We start from the raw sequence: 15907 nt of genomic DNA on the forward strand, positions 1-15907 counted from the left end.
GGTAAATTGGACCATTGTCATTGTTTTCCGGTAGCTGCTTCTTCTATCTAGGGTCAATCGGCAGGAAAAAAGGGGCAGCGCATGACGACAGGCAGTGACGAAGCCAGACCCGATCAGCCCCAGGACGAGGACGCCTATGCGCTCGATCCGCGAACCGTCGAAGCCATCCTCTATGCGGTGGAGGTCGAAGATCGCACCAAGCTGATTGATCTTATGGAGCCGCTACATGCGGCTGATATTGCCGACCTTCTGGAACAGATCAGCCCCTTTGACCGGGCGGGCCTGATCCGTTTGTACGATAAGGAATTTGACGGGGATATTCTTTCAGAACTGGATGAATCTGTCCGGGAAGAAGTGATCGATGTTCTGAAACCGGATGTCTTGGCCGAAGCTGTTCGGGACATGGAAAGCGACGATGTCGTTGATCTGCTCGAGGATCTCGAAGAGCCGCAACAAGAGACGATCCTTGATGCGCTTGAAGACTCTGAACGAGTCGCCGCTGAGCAGGCGTTGTCCTACCCTGAAAATTCCGCCGGTCGTCTTATGCAGCGTGAAGTCGTCATGGCGCCCGAGCACTGGACGGTGGGGCAGGCCATTGATTTCATGCGGGCCAATGATGATCTGCCAGAACAGTTCTATCATGTCGTCCTTGTTGACCCGCGGCTGAAGCCCGTTGCGCAGGTTACACTGGGAAAGCTGATGGCGACCCGGCGAGAGGTGCCCTTGCATGACCTCGCCGAGGAAGAATTCCACACCATCCCTGTCGATCAGGACGAAGAGGATGTGGCCTATGCGTTCAACCAATACCATCTGATCTCGGCCCCGGTTGTGGATACGGATGGCCGGTTGGTTGGCGTCATTACCATTGATGACGCGATGGTGGTGTTGGATGAAGAATATGAAGAAGACATGATGCGTCTTGCGGGTGTCTCGGATGAAAGTTCTTTGTCCGATAGCGTAGCGGCAACCAGTAAACGGCGCTTGCCATGGCTCGGTGTCAATCTGATCACCGCGATTTGTGGTTCGCTGGTCATTTCGCAGTTTGAGGCGGCAATCGATCAGCTTGTTGCACTCGCAATCCTGATGCCGATTGTTGCCTCAATGGGAGGCAACGCTGGAACTCAATCACTGACAGTGGCTGTACGCGCGCTGGCGACACGTGACCTGACGAGTTCGAATGTGTGGCGCGTGATCCGCCGCGAATTACTGGTTGGGATGCTCAACGGATTATGCTTTGCCATCGTGTTGGGAACCGTTGGGATGATGTGGTTTGATTCTCCGTTGCTGGGTGTCGTGATTGGATCGGCGCTGGTCGTGAACATGATCATCGCGGGCTTTGCAGGTACGGTAGTACCGGTGGTGCTGGATCGTCTGGGGATCGACCCTGCGCTGGCATCGGGAACCTTTGTGACAACGACGACGGACGTGATGGGGTTCTTCATATTTCTGGGGCTTGCCAGCATGGTGCTACTGTGACCGACACAACCGATCTGACTGAAATCAAAGCCGCTGCCCGAAAGGCGGCCTTTGCGCGTCGAAAGGCGGCGTTTGACACGCGCCTACCGGGTGCTGCAGGACGTTTGTCCGAGGTTTTGGCCGGGCACCGAGGTGTTCCCATCTCAGGCTACATGCCCATCCGAACCGAGATCGACCCGTTGCCGGCAATGGCCGAAGCAGCCGCTTACGGGGCCGTCGGCGTACCCGTCATTCAGGCCGCCGGAAAGCCGCTGCGATTTTCGCGTTGGACTCCGGAAGGCGCGCTGAAAGACGGACCATTTGGTGCGAAGGTACCCGAGATCGACGATTATTTTGATCCTGAAATCCTGATTGTGCCGCTGGTTGCGTTTGATGCTCAGGGTGGTCGTCTGGGATATGGTGGTGGATTCTATGATCGCACGCTAGAGGGGTTGCGCGGTAAGCGCCCGACATTGGCGATCGGGTTTGCCTTCGATGCACAAGAGGCAGAAGAGCTGCCGCTTGAGCCGACGGACCAACCTCTGGATATGGTTATCACAGAAAGCCGCGTGTTGACGTTTTCGGCCTAGCCCGTGTGCTCAGCACGGAAATAGTCCCAGGCATCCTGTTTGGTTCCGTCTGGCAGGGTGCAGATCCCGGTTTGGCCGCCGTCGCCATCCTGAATATTGTACGTGCCGCCCCGTTCGATGCAAAAAGTCGCCGCTGGGTTTGCCAGTTCGGTTGATTGCTCGGCTGGCTGATCGCACGCGGCGAGGGGGGCGAGCAGGGTAACAATAATAAGATAGCGGGTCATAAGTTTCTCCTAACCAATATTATTTGAGGTTTATGGTGACAGTTTAATCACTTGTGCTTGTGTTGCACCACACTTAGGACGGGTGACATGAGGTTATTATTTCTTGGCGACGTCATGGGGCGCTCGGGTCGCGCCGCCGTTCAACAGCACCTGCCGCGTTTGCGTGAGGAGTGGCGGTTGGATTTCGTCGTGGTTAACGGCGAGAATGCATCCAATGGCATGGGGCTCAGTGGTGATCACGCCAAGCTGCTTTTGGACGCCGGTGCCGATTGCATCACTTTGGGCGACCATGCGTTCGATCAGAAAGACATGTTGCAGTTCATCGAGAAGGAGCCGCGCATTGTGCGCCCGGTGAACTATGCCAAAGGGGCGCCGGGGCGAGGTCATCGGCTGTTCACGGCGCCGGGTGGACGCAAGGTGCTGGTGGTGCAGGTACTGGGGCAAGTATTTATGAAGCGCCCCTTCGATGATCCGTTCTCAGCTATCGAACCAATTCTGAAATCGCACCCACGCGGTGGGCAGGCGCAGGCGATTATCGTCGATATGCATTGCGAGGCGACGTCTGAAAAGATGGCGATGGGCCACTATTGCGACAAGCGCGCCAGCCTTGTGGTGGGTACGCACACCCATGTGCCGACGGCGGATGCGCAGATTTTGACTGGCGGGACAGGATACCTGACCGATGCCGGAATGTGCGGGGATTATGACTCGGTCATTGGTATGGACAAACAAGAACCTATGCGTCGTTTCATCACCGGGATGCCCAAAGCCCGGTTCACACCCGCCAATGGCGAGGCAACGCTGAGCGGTGTGTATGTCGAAACCGATGATCGCGACGGAAGCGCAATATCTGTGCAGATGGTGCGCGTTGGTGGGCGTTTGCAGCAGGCAGGCCCCTAAGTCACATGTCAGGCTTGCCCTGTGGCATGCAATGCGTGAAACTGGCTGATAGGCGCGTGTGCCAGATCAGGTTTCGGACAGAATACCAAGAATGCAATTCCTTCAACTGACAGAAACGGGTAGCGCAATTCTGGCGCTGATGATTGTTGCAGGGATGTTCATCATGTTCCTGCGCGAGGTCTATCCGACCGAAGTTGTCGCCATTGGCGGCGTGGCCCTGATGCTTGCAACGGGTATACTGCCCTATCAGAGCGCGCTTGCGGTACTGTCTAACCCTGCGCCATGGACCATCGGTGCCATGTTCATCATCATGGGGGCTTTGGTGCGAACAGGGGCGCTTGATGCGTTCACGTCCGTGGCGCAAAAGCAGGCGCAGGTTAATCCACGTATAGCCATCGGTTTGTTGATGGGGTTTGTCGTCATCGCGTCTGCAGTGGTGTCGAACACACCTGTTGTCGTCGTGATGATCCCGGTCTTTATTCAAATCGCTCGCACACTGAACGTTTCGGCGTCCAAACTGTTGATTCCGCTTAGCTATGCGGCAATTCTTGGGGGAACGTTGACCCTGATCGGCACCTCAACCAACCTTCTGGTTGATGGCGTCGCGCGTGCGCAGGGCATGACGGCCTTCACGATATTTGAGGTCACCCCACTGGGCATAGCTCTGGTTATCTACGGCATGGTTTATCTGCGCTTCATAGCGCCGCGTTTGTTGCCAGAGCGCGACAGCATGGCCGAAATGCTGAGTGACCGATCCAAGATGAAGTTCTTTACTGAGGCGGTCATCCCACCCGAAAGCAACTTGATCGACCGCGAAGTTACGGGGGTTCAACTGTTCAAACGCCAAGGTGTGCGGTTGATCGACGTGGTTCGGGGTGATGAGTCGTTACGCCGGAACCTAAAAGGTGTCACGCTGAAAGTGGGTGACAGAGTGGTTCTCCGCACCGAGATGACTGAGTTGTTGAGCCTGCAAAGCAATAAGGAATTAAAGAGGGTTGATCAGGTCTCGGCAGTTGAAACCAAGACGGTCGAAGTTCTGATTACGCCAGGTTGCCGTATGGTTGGGCGAACATTGGGTGCGATGCGTTTGCGTCGTCGGTACGGCGTCTACGTTTTGGCTGTGCATCGCCGAAACCAGAATATCGGGCGCCAGTTGGATGCTCTGACTGTACGCGTGGGGGATACACTGCTGCTTGAAGGCTCACCCGGTGATATTCAAAGGCTGGCAGCAGATATGGACATGGTTGATGTGACACAGCCCTCGGCACGTGCCTTCCGTCGCAGTCATGCACCCATTGCCATTGGAGCATTGGTGGGAATCGTTGCGTTAGCAGCGCTGGGCGTCGCTCCAATTCTGCTTTTGTCTATACTGGCTGTTGCGGTGGTCCTGCTGTCCCGCTGTATCGATGCGGATGAGGCGTTTTCCTTTGTCGAAGGCAGATTGCTGGCGCTGATCTTCTCAATGCTCGCAATCGGCGCGGCGCTCGATAAATCTGGCGCTGTGACGCTGATTGTCGAGGCGATCGCACCCGCGCTGGGCATGTTGCCGCCCTTCCTTATCATTTGGGCTGTGTATTTGCTAACCTCGGTATTGACCGAATTGGTTTCAAACAATGCAGTTGCAGTGGTGGTAACACCAATTGCAATCTCGTTGGCGCAGGCAGTTGGCATCGATCCACGCCCATTGGTCGTTGCGGTGATGGTGGCGGCGTCGGCTTCGTTTGCGACGCCCATCGGTTATCAGACCAACATGATGGTGTACGGGCCGGGCGGGTACAGGTTCACCGATTTTCTAAAGGTTGGTGTGCCGTTAAACCTGACGGTTGGTTTGTTGGCCTCACTCTTGATCCCGTTCATCTGGCCACTCTGAGACTGGCACAGTTTCGCCGACTTGAATGTGTTGCCCTTGTAAATGGCAATCCAGCCACAATCTTTTTCTCAAAGACGAATGAGAGAGGATAGGATCATGCCTTTTCCAAAACTCGGACAGGCCATTGTGGCCGGAGCAGTTGTATTGGCTTTGCTGGGCAGCCAGAGCCACGCCGGATCGGTGACAGGCACAGCGACATATCGTGAACGGATCGCTCTGCCACCGGATGCAACACTGTATGTCGAACTGCAGGATATCTCGCGGGCGGACGCGGCTGCAGTGACACTGGCAGCGCAGCCCTACGCTCTGAACGGCGTGCCATCAGAATTTGAGTTGTCGTTTGATGATGCGCTGATCCGCGAAGGAATGACCTATGCGGTCCGGGGTGCAATCTATCGTGGAGAGGAGCTGCTGTTTACGACCGATACGATTCACCCGGTGTTGACCAACGGAGAAGGCAATTCCGCAGACCTGATACTGGTGCAGGCGCACGATCAGAGCGCCGCGACATTGGAAGGGACTGAATGGGTGGCCATCGGAATAGATGGAGAGGTGTTGGACGCAAAGCGCCCGCCACAGCTTTCATTTGCTCAAGGCGGAGCGTTCGGCGGTACAGGCGGTTGTAATCGGTTTACCGGACAAGCCGAAATCATCGGCAACAGCATAGAATTTCCTGAGAATATGGCTGCCACTTTGATGGCGTGCCCACCAGAAATGGAAGAGATTGAAGATCAATTTCTTGCCGCTTTGCAAAGTGTAACCACTTATGCGGTTGCCGGTGACAGTCTGGTTATGCTCGACGCCGCAGGCGAACCTGTTCTGAAGTTTGTGCGCAACCAGTAATCAGGCCACGGCGCGGGACCGTCCCGCATTGCGGCCCGAGAAGATGCAACCGCCCAGAAACGTGCCCTCCAGCGCGTTGTATCCGTGGTAACCGCCACCGCCAAAGCCCGCGACCTCTCCGGCTGCAAACAGGCCGGGGACGACTTGGCCGTCTGCGCCAATCATCTGACTGTCGAGATTGGTCTGCAACCCACCAAGCGTTTTGCGGGTCAGAACATGCAATTTAACTGCAATCAAAGGGCCATTTGACGGATCGAGGAATTTGTGTGGCTTGGCGGTGCGGATCAACCTATCGCCCCGGTAATTGCGCGCGGCATGGATCGCCATCATCTGAGCGTCTTTCGAGAATGGGTTGTCGATCTGAGAATCCCTCGCCTCGATTTGCGTGCGCAAATACGCTTCGTCAATCAGTCCGCCGCCCAATTGGTTCATGCCTCTGACCAATTCCGTCAGCGTGTTGGCAACAACGAAATCCTCACCCTTTTCCTTGAAAGCCTCGACCGGGCCAGTTGCCTTTGAGCCGGATAAAATGCGCTGTTGAATAACCTCTTTCCAGCTACCCGAAGTGAAGTCCGGGTTCTGCTCGGACCCGGAGAGGGCAAATTCCTTCTTGATCACTTTCTGGGTCAGAACGAACCAACTGTACTCATAACCCGTCTTCAAGATTTCGCGCAGCGTGCCCAGCGTATCGAAGCCCGGCAGACAAGGGGGTTGCAGACGATTGCCGCACGCGTCAAACCACATCGAGCTTGGACCGGGCAGGATGCGAATACCGTGCGCGGGCCAGATCGGATCCCAATTGCGTACGCCTTCCGTATAGTGCCACATTCGATCACCGTTGATCACATGGCCGCCTGCTTTCTCGCTGATCGGGATCATCCGGCCATCGACATGAAAGGGCACACCAGCGATCATGTCTTTGGGTGGCTCACCCAATCGGTTTGTGGGCCAGTTTTTTCGCACCATTTCGAAGTTCCCACCGATCCCGCCGGAGGTGACGATGACTGACGACGCGTAGACTTCGAACTCGCCCACTTCGTCCCGATTGGTCTTGCCACCCCTCTGGACGCTATCATCGGCTAGGACCTCTCCGGATACGCCCTTTGCTGTGCCATTTTGCATAATGATATGGCTGACTTGGTGGCGGAACTTCAACTGGATTAGACCGGTGCTGACATGATCCTGCACACGTCGAATAAAATGCTCCAACACTCCCGGGCCCGTACCCCAGGTGATATGAAAGCGCGGGACCGAGTTGCCATGACCATTGGCGTATGACCCACCGCGTTCGGCCCATCCCACGACCGGAAACCAGCGCAACCCCATGTCATATAACCAAGGACGCATTTCACCTGCTGCAAACTCGACATAGGCATCCGCCCACTTGCGGGGCCAATTGTCCTCATCGCGGTCGAACTGAGCGCTGCCCATCCAGTCGCGCAGAGCCAGATCGTAGCTGTCGAGAATACCCATGCGACGCTGTTCAGGGGTATCGACCATGAACAGACCGCCAAGGCTCCAAAACGCCTGCCCGCCAAGGAAGTGTTCCGGCTCCTGATCCACAATGATCACACGCTTACCGCGATCCCCCAGCTCTGCTGCGGCAGCCAGACCGGCAAGTCCGCCGCCGACGACAATCGCGTCTGCTGTATTATCAGCCATCTGATCTCCTTTCAGCGGTTGCGGAACCAAAGGATAAAGGGGGTCACGACCACATACATCGTAATACCATAAACCGCGGCCGGAACGGCAAGCGGACTGAAGCCCGTTGTGGTGCCTGTGATCAGTGCCGCCAACGTAATTCCCATCGCCGAATTCTGTATGCCTGTTTCGACCGAAATGGTTTTCGCCTCTTCCCATGTCAGCTTGGCGATCCGCGCCAGTCCAAGCCCAATTAGTAGCAGTGCGATGTTCAGCGCGATCAACGCGGCCCCGATCGAGCTGAGGTTCTCAATGAAGAACTGCCAATTTCCGGCCAGCGCTGCCAGAACGATCAGCACGAACAGGATCGAGGCAAGCGTGGACAAAGGGTTATCGATCCTAACTGCGAACTCTTTAGCAAAGTGGCGAATACTAACGCCTATCGCGACAGGCAACGTTGTGATCAGAAACAATGCGGTAGCAAGGGCGCCAATCGATACTTCCGGAGCGGTCTCACCCATGAAGTAATCGATGGACCAAGCGGCCAGAATAGGAACTGTCACAATTGACAACAAGCTGATCACAGCCGTCAGGCTGACTGATAGCGCAACGTCGCCTTTGGCAAACTTTGCAAGGATGTTGCTGGTTACGCCGCCGGGACAAAAGCTTAGAAGCATCACGCCAACGGCAATCTCAGCGGGTAGCCCGAACATCGTGACGGTTGTGAAGGCAGCCAGTGGTATCAACACAACCTGACTGATCGCACCGATGGCGAATGGGTATCCGCGGGTAAGAACTCGGCGAAAATCAGCGGCCTCAAGCCCGATCCCGAGCGACAGCATGATAATGGCCAGCGAAAGCGGCAGGCCAACATTTATGAGCAGGTCCAAGAACAACTCCTCCCAAAGTCATTCGGGCCAGCCTATGCGAGGGGGTGTTAATCAGGCAATAACGCCGTTGGGTCACCCGTAGCGTTCGGCGAACCGTCGCAGGATTTCCCCAGGTTGTGTAACGTCCGCCGCGTGGCAGATTTCGATCAGGCGTTGTGCATCTTCCGGCGGGAAATACCCGTGATCTTTGTAGATGTTAATCCGTTGTTCAAAGTCCTTGGCATCTGCTTCGGGGTGGAACTGAGTGGCATAGACATTTTGTCCCCAGCGGATCATCTGGATCGGGCAGGGGTCCGAGGCGACCAGATGCACGCAGCCTTCAGGCAGGGATTGCACGGCCTCTTTATGGCCGACAAAGGCTTCAAACTGCGGAACTAGGCCAGCGGTCAGAGGATCCTGTGCGCCATCTTCGGTCAATTGGCAATCCGATGGTCCAACCGGTTCGCCAAATTGCCGTTTGCTGACATCACCTCCCAGATGCGCCGCGAGAATTCCCAGGCCATAGCAGCATCCCATAAACGGGTGATCCTGTGCTGTAATCTGCGGCATCAATCCCATGATCGCGCCTTCGATCTTGGCATCCAATGTAGATTTTTTTGCCGGATCGTCGCTGACGCAACCCGGGCCTCCGCCAACGATCACACCGGCGTAGTCGGTAACGTCCAGCCCTGCGGGCAAGTCTTCGCAATCCAGCCGGATGCGGTGGGTTTGCGAAAGTTCAAGGCCGGTTTTGTCCAGAATCGAGGCATACTCGGCATCCGAAGCATCGGTTTCCGGGCGCAGTTGCAAGATCAGAAAGCGTTTCATGCGGTGCCTTTACCCGTCAAAGCGGCCAGAACACAAGGATCGAGGGGATTGATACGGCGATGATCAATATCTCTAGCGGTAGGCCCATGCGCCAATAGTCCCCGAAATGATAGCCTCCGGGACCCAGCACCAGCGTGTTGTTTTTATGACCAATTGGTGTGAGGAATGCTGCCGAGGCTGCCACGGCCACTGTCATCAGGAATGGATCGGGCGAGACCTCAAGCGTGCGCGCCATCTGTATCCCGACGGGGGCTGCAACAATTGCGGTGGCCGTGTTGTTGAGTACGTCCGACAGGGTCATGGTGACCACCATCAGCACAGTCAGGATCGCCCATGCAGGCAGACCGTTTGTCAACTGGATCAGTGCGTTCGCTATCAGTTCAGTGCCGCCGGATGTTTCCAATGCGCTTCCCAGCGGGATCATCGAACCCAGCAATACCACCACCGGCCACTCAATGTGATTGTAGATATCCGCAATCGGCATGATCTTGGTAAGCACATAGGCCACAACGACCAGACCCAAAGCGATGGGAAGATAGATCAGCCCGATGCTAGCGGCCAGAACGGCTGTTGCGAACAGGCCGATGGCGAGCCACGCTTTGTCGTTGGCAGTGACGTTCAAGCCGCGTGCTGCCAAGGGCAAACAGCCGAGCCACTCGGTCACGTCCGCGCCCCGGTCACGCGGGCAGAGCAGAAGCAGGATGTCACCCGCCTCAACCTCGGTCTTCCGGACTTGTTCCGTGATGCGACGGCCCTGACGAGAAATCCCCATCAGCACCGTGCTCTGTCGCCAGGCCAACCCCAGCGCCTGCGCGGTGCGTCCAGTGATGCGGGCGCTTTCGGGGGCAACGACCTCGATCACCTCAAGCCCGTCGCCCTCGGCAGTCAACACCTCTTGCCGCCTTGTGTCTGAAAAATCGAGATTAAGCGCAGCGCGGAATTCGTCCAACGCTTCGGGTCGGGCTTCAAGCACAAGCGCGTCACCTTCCCGCAAAGTGGTGTGGGTGGACCTGCCATAGCGCCGCTTGCCATCCCGGATCAGGCCGATGATGGCGACGTCGGATTTCTCTGCCGGCTCATAAAGCTCGCTAACGCGCTTGCCGATATGGGGTGACTCAGGCGGGACAGTCAGTTCGGCGATGTACTCGGCCAGAACTTCCGATGCTTCTTCCTGGACGCCACGATTGGGGATCAATCGCCAACCCACCAAGGCCACAAAGGCCAGACCGGCGATGGCTGCGATCCCGCCAACCGGGGCAAAGTCGAACATCCGAAATGGCTCGCCCAGAGTTTCGGCGCGGATTGAGGCGATAATGATATTGGGCGGCGTGCCGATGAGCGTGGCCATGCCTCCAAGAATGGTGGCAAAGCTTAGCGGCATCAGGCTAAGACCCACCGAACGCCCCGCCTTGCGAGCGGTTTGGATGTCGACTGGCATTAGCAACGCCAGCGCGGCAACGTTGTTCATAAAAGCGGACAGAACAGCGCCGATCCCGCCCATCAGCGCGATATGCGCGCCCAGACTGCGCGAGGCATCAACCAGTGTCCGTGTAATCAGGAACACCGCGCCCGACCGAACCAGACCCGCAGAGACCACAAGAACCAGTGCTACGATAATTGTTGCTGGATGGCCAAACCCGGCGAAGGCGTTCTCGACCGGGACAACGCCCAGCGTCACTGCAATCATAAGGGCAGTGAAGGCGACGAGGTCATATCGAAACCGCCCCCAAAGCAGCATTCCAAATACGGCAATGAAAAGAGAAAAGAGAATAATCTGATCTGTCGTCATATCGCCACCATAGCCAAGGGCGAAGGCAGGGCAAGCCGCTCTCTTGATCCTGCCCCCCGCAAACGTCTATATGAGCGCCGAACACGCAATCACGAATGACGAGGACGCACCATGGCAGGCCATTCCAAATGGGCCAATATCCAGCACCGCAAGGGACGTCAGGACGCCGCGCGGTCCAAACTGTTTTCCAAACTGTCGAAAGAGATCACCGTTGCCGCCAAGATGGGCGACCCCGATCCCGACAAGAACCCGCGTCTGCGTTTGGCGGTAAAAGAGGCCAAGTCGAACTCGGTTCCCAAGGACGTGATCGACCGGGCCATCAAGAAATCTGTTGCGGGCGAAGGGGATGAATACGAAGAAATCCGGTACGAGGGCTATGGCCCAAATGGTGTGGCCGTGATCGTCGAGACGATGACGGACAATCGCAACCGCACCGCATCGACCGTGCGTTCGACGTTTTCGAAGAATGGGGGCAATCTGGGTGAAACCGGCTCGGTTGGGTTCATGTTCGACCGCAAGGGTGAAGTTGTCTATCAGGCGGATGCTGGCGATGCGGATACGATCTTTGAAGCCGCGATCGAGGCCGGGGCCGAGGATGTCGAAAGCTCGGAAGATGGTCACATCATCTGGTGCGCTGATACAGATCTGAACGATGTATCCAATGCGCTAGAGACCGCGCTAGGCGAATCCGAATCCACCAAGCTGGTCTGGAAACCCACAACCACGACCGAATTGGGTCTGGAAGATATGCAGAAACTGATGAAATTGGTGGATGCATTGGAAGACGATGACGACGTCCAGCGGGTTACGACCAATTTTGAGGCGACAGACGAGGTCATGGCCCAGCTCTGACGCGTCGGGCAATCGTTGGTTAATTAGAACCCGGCCTTTGGCCGGGTTTTTCTGTTGCAGGGCTACGCCTAACAGAAACTTTGGTCCCTGAGGTCCTTGCATTTATGATCAGATCAATGAGGCTGAAAAATCTGAATAAGTAACCATAGGCGCACTACGCAGACCAAGAAATGGCGACGAACACGACCGATCCTGCCCGAAGAAATGTGCCGGTCATAGCTGGCCAGAGCATCCTGTCACAGGTTGCGTGGACTCTGGGCAGCCCCTCTGTTGTTTTGCCCTTTCTTGCGATCTCGTTAGAGCTGCCGATGTTCCTTGCGGCGGCATTGGTTTCTATTCGCATGTCGGGCAGTATGATCTCTGACCTCGTTCTGGCGCGTCCTATCGCGGCGCAGGTTCGCAAGAAACGCGGTATCGCCCTGACCGAAATAGGATTGGGCGGCTGCCTTTTGATGGCGTTGGCCATCGCGGCAACCGGCAGCGTTACACTGACCGCTATCGCCTTTGTTGCGGCGTTTTTCCTGATCGGACTGATTGAAGAGAGCCAATCCTTGATGTTGTCCGATCTGTTCGGTGATCATCTGAAATCGAAATCTCGCATGATTATCCGATATCTCCAATTGGGTGCCGGTGGTCTTTGCGCGATCGGATTGGTGTTATTGATCCACGAGATCACAAAAGAATATCCGCCATTTTCGCGACATTCTGCTGTAATCGCAGCATCGGTTTCGTTCTTCCTGTTTTCTGCGCTGTGCATTCTTGGAATGGCAGAGAGTGCCCCCGAAAAACCTGAAGATGGAAACATCAAGATTTCCGGCCGTCAATCGCTGCGGAGTATTATTTCCGGCATCGTTGAAATGTTCGAATACCCTTGGTTCCGTCGTTATATGGCGATGCGGCTGCCTTTGGTTGTTGTATCGCTGTCGGTCCCGTTCTTTGCGCTTATCGCTGCAGAGGCACACCATACTTCTGCAAAGGGGCTGACGGCCATGATCATTTCGTCCGCATCCGGGTATCTGGTTTCGGCGCCGTTGTGGCAGTTGGTGAACATGAAGTCTCACCGCGCGGTGATGGTCTCGGGCAACCTGATGGTCGCAGCAACCGGGATCGTTCTGCTGGCCTTCCACTATGCCCACATTGACCACGAAGTTCATCTGCACGCGATTGCATTGTTTGTCGTCTCGGTCGCAACAACCGGAATATCAAGCGCGCGGAAGCTCTATTTTCTGGACATTGCCCCCAAAGAACAACGTATTCAGGGCGCTGCAGCCATCAAGTCTATGTGTCGGTTAACGGCCGTTGCATTATCGGCTGCGTTGGCCGCAGTTGCCCATATGCACGAGGTTGCATCAGCTATTGTGTTCATCGTGCTTGTCAGTATTTGGGCAGCGTTTTCCTGTTACCGAATTGCGCAGCCGCAACAGAAGGCGGATACGCAGGCATAAGGTCAGTCTGTTGTGATGAGCGCCTGGGCTGCAACACGACGAACTGCCTTGGTCAACGGTGCAAGGGCAGGGGCAAGCACCCGCCCGATCTGCCAGGTCAGTTCCACATCCAATGGCGCGCCAGGAATAACCTCGCAGAGTTGACCTTTTACAATTGCAGGGCGCGCAAGGCTTTCAGGGTTCATCCCCCAGCCCAAGCCTGCAATCGCTGCCTCAACAAAGCCGTTTGTGGAAGGCATAAATTGCGTCGGTGGCGCAAGCCGACGTCCTATCTGTTTACTGATCCAGATTTTCTGCAAATTGTCTTTGCTATTGAAAGTCAGACAAGGTGCCAGCGACAACGAGTTTGCCGATACGCCATCGCTAAACCAGTGGTCCATGAACGCGGGGCTGGCGGTTGGCAGATAGCGCAACGCGCCCAGCGCAAATGAATCGCATCCAGTGACGGCTTGTCCACCGACGGTAATCGCCGCGCTGACCTCGCCGCGCCTCAGCCATTCGGCCGAGTGATCCTGATCGTCAATCACCAGATCGAACAATAAATCGCCAGCCTGCGCCATCGCGTCGATAAACCATGTCGCCAGAATGTCGGCAGGAAGTGCAATCCGCACGCGGGTAGGGCCTTCGCGCTCATCTAAGGTCAGCTCTCGTGCGAGCTTTGCTTCAAGCAGGCCAATATCTTCGGCATGACGCGCAATCCGCAAGCCAGCAGGTGTTCCGGTGCACGGGGAACCGCGATGTATCAGAGCGGCTCCAACACGATCTTCCAAAGCCTTGATGCGTTGAGAGATTGCGGAGGGGGTCACAGACAATTCAGCTGCTGCCGCATCAAAGCTTCCATGGCGCAATATTGCAGACAGCGCTGAAAGATGATGCGGGTCCAGGAGCATTAGATTTTCTTAATTCAGATTACAAACATTAATTTGATAGGGCCTCGGGATGGCTATAGTCAACGCCCAACAACAGGAGGTCGCATGTTCCCATCAATGCTCGCAGGATTTGCCCTTAGCTTCAGCCTTATCTTGGCGATTGGCGCTCAGAACGCTTTTGTTCTGCGTCAAGGGCTACGACGCGAGCATGTCTTTCCTCTCTGCATGACCTGCGCGGTTTCGGATGCAATTCTGATTGCGGCTGGGGTGGCTGGATTTGGCACACTGGCGCAGGCCGCGCCGTGGTTTGAAACGGTAATGCGCTATGGAGGCGCGATCTTTCTGACATGGTATGCTTTGCGCAGTTTCCAGTCCGCCTGGCGAGGGGGCGCAATGTTGGACACCGATGCAGGGCAGCGTACCAGTTTGCGCGCGGCTATGCTGACCGTCTTGGCCTTCACATGGCTTAACCCTCATGTGTATCTGGATACTGTGGTATTGATCGGATCGATTTCTGCCCAATACGATGACCGAATGGGGTTTGCTATTGGTGCAGTATCCTCCAGCTTCGTGTTCTTCTTCTCACTGGGATATGGTGCGCGCGTTCTTTCACCGATCTTTGCGCGCCCGCGTGCATGGCAAATACTCGACGTACTGATCGGCATCGTGATGCTGGGTATTGCGATGAAACTTGTTATCATGTGAAGGGTTGTTCCCGAATAGAAAACGGTGTTCAACCGTCGGTATGACTTCACCAAACGATCAGCAGCGCCCGCTTGTCGGCATGTTCTGGATGCTTTCGGCAGGTCTGTCCTTTGTGGGCATGAATGCTCTGGTGAAAGTGCTCGGAACCAGTATGGATCCAATTCAGGCCGCATTTTTGCGGTATGTTTTTGGGTTGGTTTTTCTTGTTCCCGCGTCGCGTGCGCTGATTGGAACGCCGCTTAACACGCGCAATCTGACCCTATTTGGCTTGCGGGGCGTGATTCACGCGATAGCGGTTATGCTCTGGTTCTATGCCATGACACGCATTCCGCTGGCCGAAGTAACGGCAATGAATTACATGACGCCGATCTATGTAACTCTGGGTGCCGCGCTTTTCCTGGGAGAGCGGCTCGCTGTTCGTCGAATCGCAGCAATCGGTGTTGCGATTGTTGGGGTTGTCATCGTACTGAGACCCGGATTTCGCGAGGTATCGCCGGGACATCTGGCGATGTTGGGTACGGCCTTGGCACTTGGAGGTTCGTATCTGCTGGCTAAAGTTATGGTGCGTGATATTCGCCCATCGGCAGTAGTTGCGCATCTTTCTATCTGGGTCACGATTGTCTTGATCCCTTTTGCTGTCGCCGTATGGCAGCCACCTTCCATGCGTGATTTGGGCATTCTGCTTGTCGTTGCCAGCTTTGCCACGGCTGGGCACTATTTCATGACGCTCGCGTTGCAAGCTGCTCCGGTAGCCGTGACTCAGCCCGTGACATTCCTGCAGTTGATATGGGCGACGTTGCTTGGCACATTGGTTTTCCATGAGAGTGTCGACATATGGGTTGTTGTCGGAGGCTCTCTGATCCTGGCAGCCGTCAGTTTCATCACGTGGCGCGAGGCGATACTTAGTAAGGGCAAAGCTACTCCGCCGACCCCGCTCCAGGGTTCAGAAACACCCGCCCAGAGTCGTTATTGATTGACGAGTCAATATAAAGCGCTTAGCTTCTCTTACACTCAAGCAGGGTAGAGA

Annotated in this window: 15 protein-coding genes; 9 read left to right on the forward strand and 6 right to left on the reverse strand. The window is 55.8% G+C overall.

Going from position 1 to position 15907, the window contains the following annotated elements:
• Window positions 1–81: 81 nt before the first annotated feature.
• Both mgtE and ACR0JR_RS07585 read left to right on the forward strand, forming a co-directional pair.
• Entirely contained in the window at window positions 82–1476 is a 1395-nt protein-coding gene (mgtE, locus tag ACR0JR_RS07580) for a magnesium transporter (RefSeq protein ID WP_170772937.1), read from the forward strand.
• Window positions 1473–2045, forward strand: a complete 573-nt coding sequence (locus ACR0JR_RS07585) for a 5-formyltetrahydrofolate cyclo-ligase (RefSeq protein WP_480455653.1) — start codon at window positions 1473–1475, stop codon at window positions 2043–2045. Before mgtE ends, ACR0JR_RS07585 begins: the two co-directional genes overlap by 4 nt.
• Here the strand turns inward: ACR0JR_RS07585 and ACR0JR_RS07590 are convergent.
• On the reverse strand, window positions 2042–2269 hold the full coding sequence (locus ACR0JR_RS07590; RefSeq protein WP_170472553.1) for a putative hemolysin: 228 nt from the start codon (window positions 2267–2269) through the stop codon (window positions 2042–2044). The two genes, ACR0JR_RS07585 and ACR0JR_RS07590, sit on opposite strands and share 4 nt — an antisense overlap.
• Window positions 2270–2356: 87 nt before the next feature.
• On the opposite strand from ACR0JR_RS07590, the gene ACR0JR_RS07595 reads away from it, so the two are divergent.
• From ACR0JR_RS07595 to ACR0JR_RS07605, 3 genes are all read left to right on the forward strand, one after another.
• Window positions 2357–3169 carry a TIGR00282 family metallophosphoesterase gene (locus tag ACR0JR_RS07595; RefSeq protein ID WP_170772941.1) on the forward strand — a complete coding sequence of 271 codons (813 nt, stop codon included), beginning with the start codon at window positions 2357–2359 and terminating at the stop codon, window positions 3167–3169.
• 91 nt (window positions 3170–3260) lie between these two features.
• Window positions 3261–5039, forward strand: coding sequence for an SLC13 family permease (locus ACR0JR_RS07600; protein ID WP_480455654.1), 1779 nt, complete (start codon window positions 3261–3263; stop codon window positions 5037–5039).
• A gap of 96 nt (window positions 5040–5135) precedes the next feature.
• On the forward strand, window positions 5136–5882 hold the full coding sequence (locus tag ACR0JR_RS07605; protein WP_480455655.1) for a YbaY family lipoprotein: 747 nt from the start codon (window positions 5136–5138) through the stop codon (window positions 5880–5882).
• Here ACR0JR_RS07605 and ACR0JR_RS07610 read toward each other — a convergent pair whose 3' ends face one another.
• From ACR0JR_RS07610 to ACR0JR_RS07625, 4 genes are all read right to left on the reverse strand, one after another.
• Window positions 5883–7544 (reverse strand): FAD-binding dehydrogenase, encoded by a 1662-nt coding sequence (locus ACR0JR_RS07610; RefSeq protein ID WP_480455656.1) that lies wholly within the window; start codon window positions 7542–7544, stop codon window positions 5883–5885.
• An 11-nt stretch (window positions 7545–7555) separates the two neighbouring features.
• On the reverse strand, window positions 7556–8413 hold the full coding sequence (locus tag ACR0JR_RS07615; protein ID WP_010441919.1) for a bile acid:sodium symporter family protein: 858 nt from the start codon (window positions 8411–8413) through the stop codon (window positions 7556–7558).
• A 72-nt stretch (window positions 8414–8485) separates the two neighbouring features.
• Window positions 8486–9220, reverse strand: coding sequence for a glutamine amidotransferase (locus ACR0JR_RS07620; RefSeq protein WP_480455657.1), 735 nt, complete (start codon window positions 9218–9220; stop codon window positions 8486–8488).
• A gap of 16 nt (window positions 9221–9236) precedes the next feature.
• Window positions 9237–11009: an SLC13 family permease gene (locus ACR0JR_RS07625; RefSeq protein ID WP_480455658.1), complete on the reverse strand. Its 1773-nt coding sequence runs from the start codon at window positions 11007–11009 to the stop codon at window positions 9237–9239.
• 111 nt (window positions 11010–11120) lie between these two features.
• On the opposite strand from ACR0JR_RS07625, the gene ACR0JR_RS07630 reads away from it, so the two are divergent.
• Together ACR0JR_RS07630 and ACR0JR_RS07635 are read left to right on the forward strand one after the other, a co-directional pair.
• A complete protein-coding gene (locus ACR0JR_RS07630) occupies window positions 11121–11861 on the forward strand; it encodes a YebC/PmpR family DNA-binding transcriptional regulator (RefSeq protein ID WP_010441922.1) in 741 nt (246 codons plus the stop codon).
• Window positions 11862–12031: 170 nt separating this feature from the next.
• A complete protein-coding gene (locus tag ACR0JR_RS07635; RefSeq protein ID WP_170472532.1) occupies window positions 12032–13306 on the forward strand; it encodes a permease in 1275 nt (424 codons plus the stop codon).
• Window positions 13307–13308: 2 nt separating this feature from the next.
• Here ACR0JR_RS07635 and ACR0JR_RS07640 read toward each other — a convergent pair whose 3' ends face one another.
• The gene (locus ACR0JR_RS07640; protein WP_480455659.1) at window positions 13309–14196 is read right to left on the reverse strand and encodes a LysR family transcriptional regulator ArgP; all 888 of its coding nucleotides are present in this window, start codon (window positions 14194–14196) and stop codon (window positions 13309–13311) included.
• A gap of 84 nt (window positions 14197–14280) precedes the next feature.
• On the opposite strand from ACR0JR_RS07640, the gene ACR0JR_RS07645 reads away from it, so the two are divergent.
• On the forward strand, window positions 14281–14880 hold the full coding sequence (locus ACR0JR_RS07645; RefSeq protein WP_480455660.1) for a LysE/ArgO family amino acid transporter: 600 nt from the start codon (window positions 14281–14283) through the stop codon (window positions 14878–14880).
• A gap of 40 nt (window positions 14881–14920) precedes the next feature.
• The gene (locus ACR0JR_RS07650; RefSeq protein ID WP_480455661.1) at window positions 14921–15853 is read left to right on the forward strand and encodes a DMT family transporter; all 933 of its coding nucleotides are present in this window, start codon (window positions 14921–14923) and stop codon (window positions 15851–15853) included.
• Window positions 15854–15907: the final 54 nt, after the last annotated feature.

The organism is Ruegeria sp. AA3, from assembly GCF_056542905.1.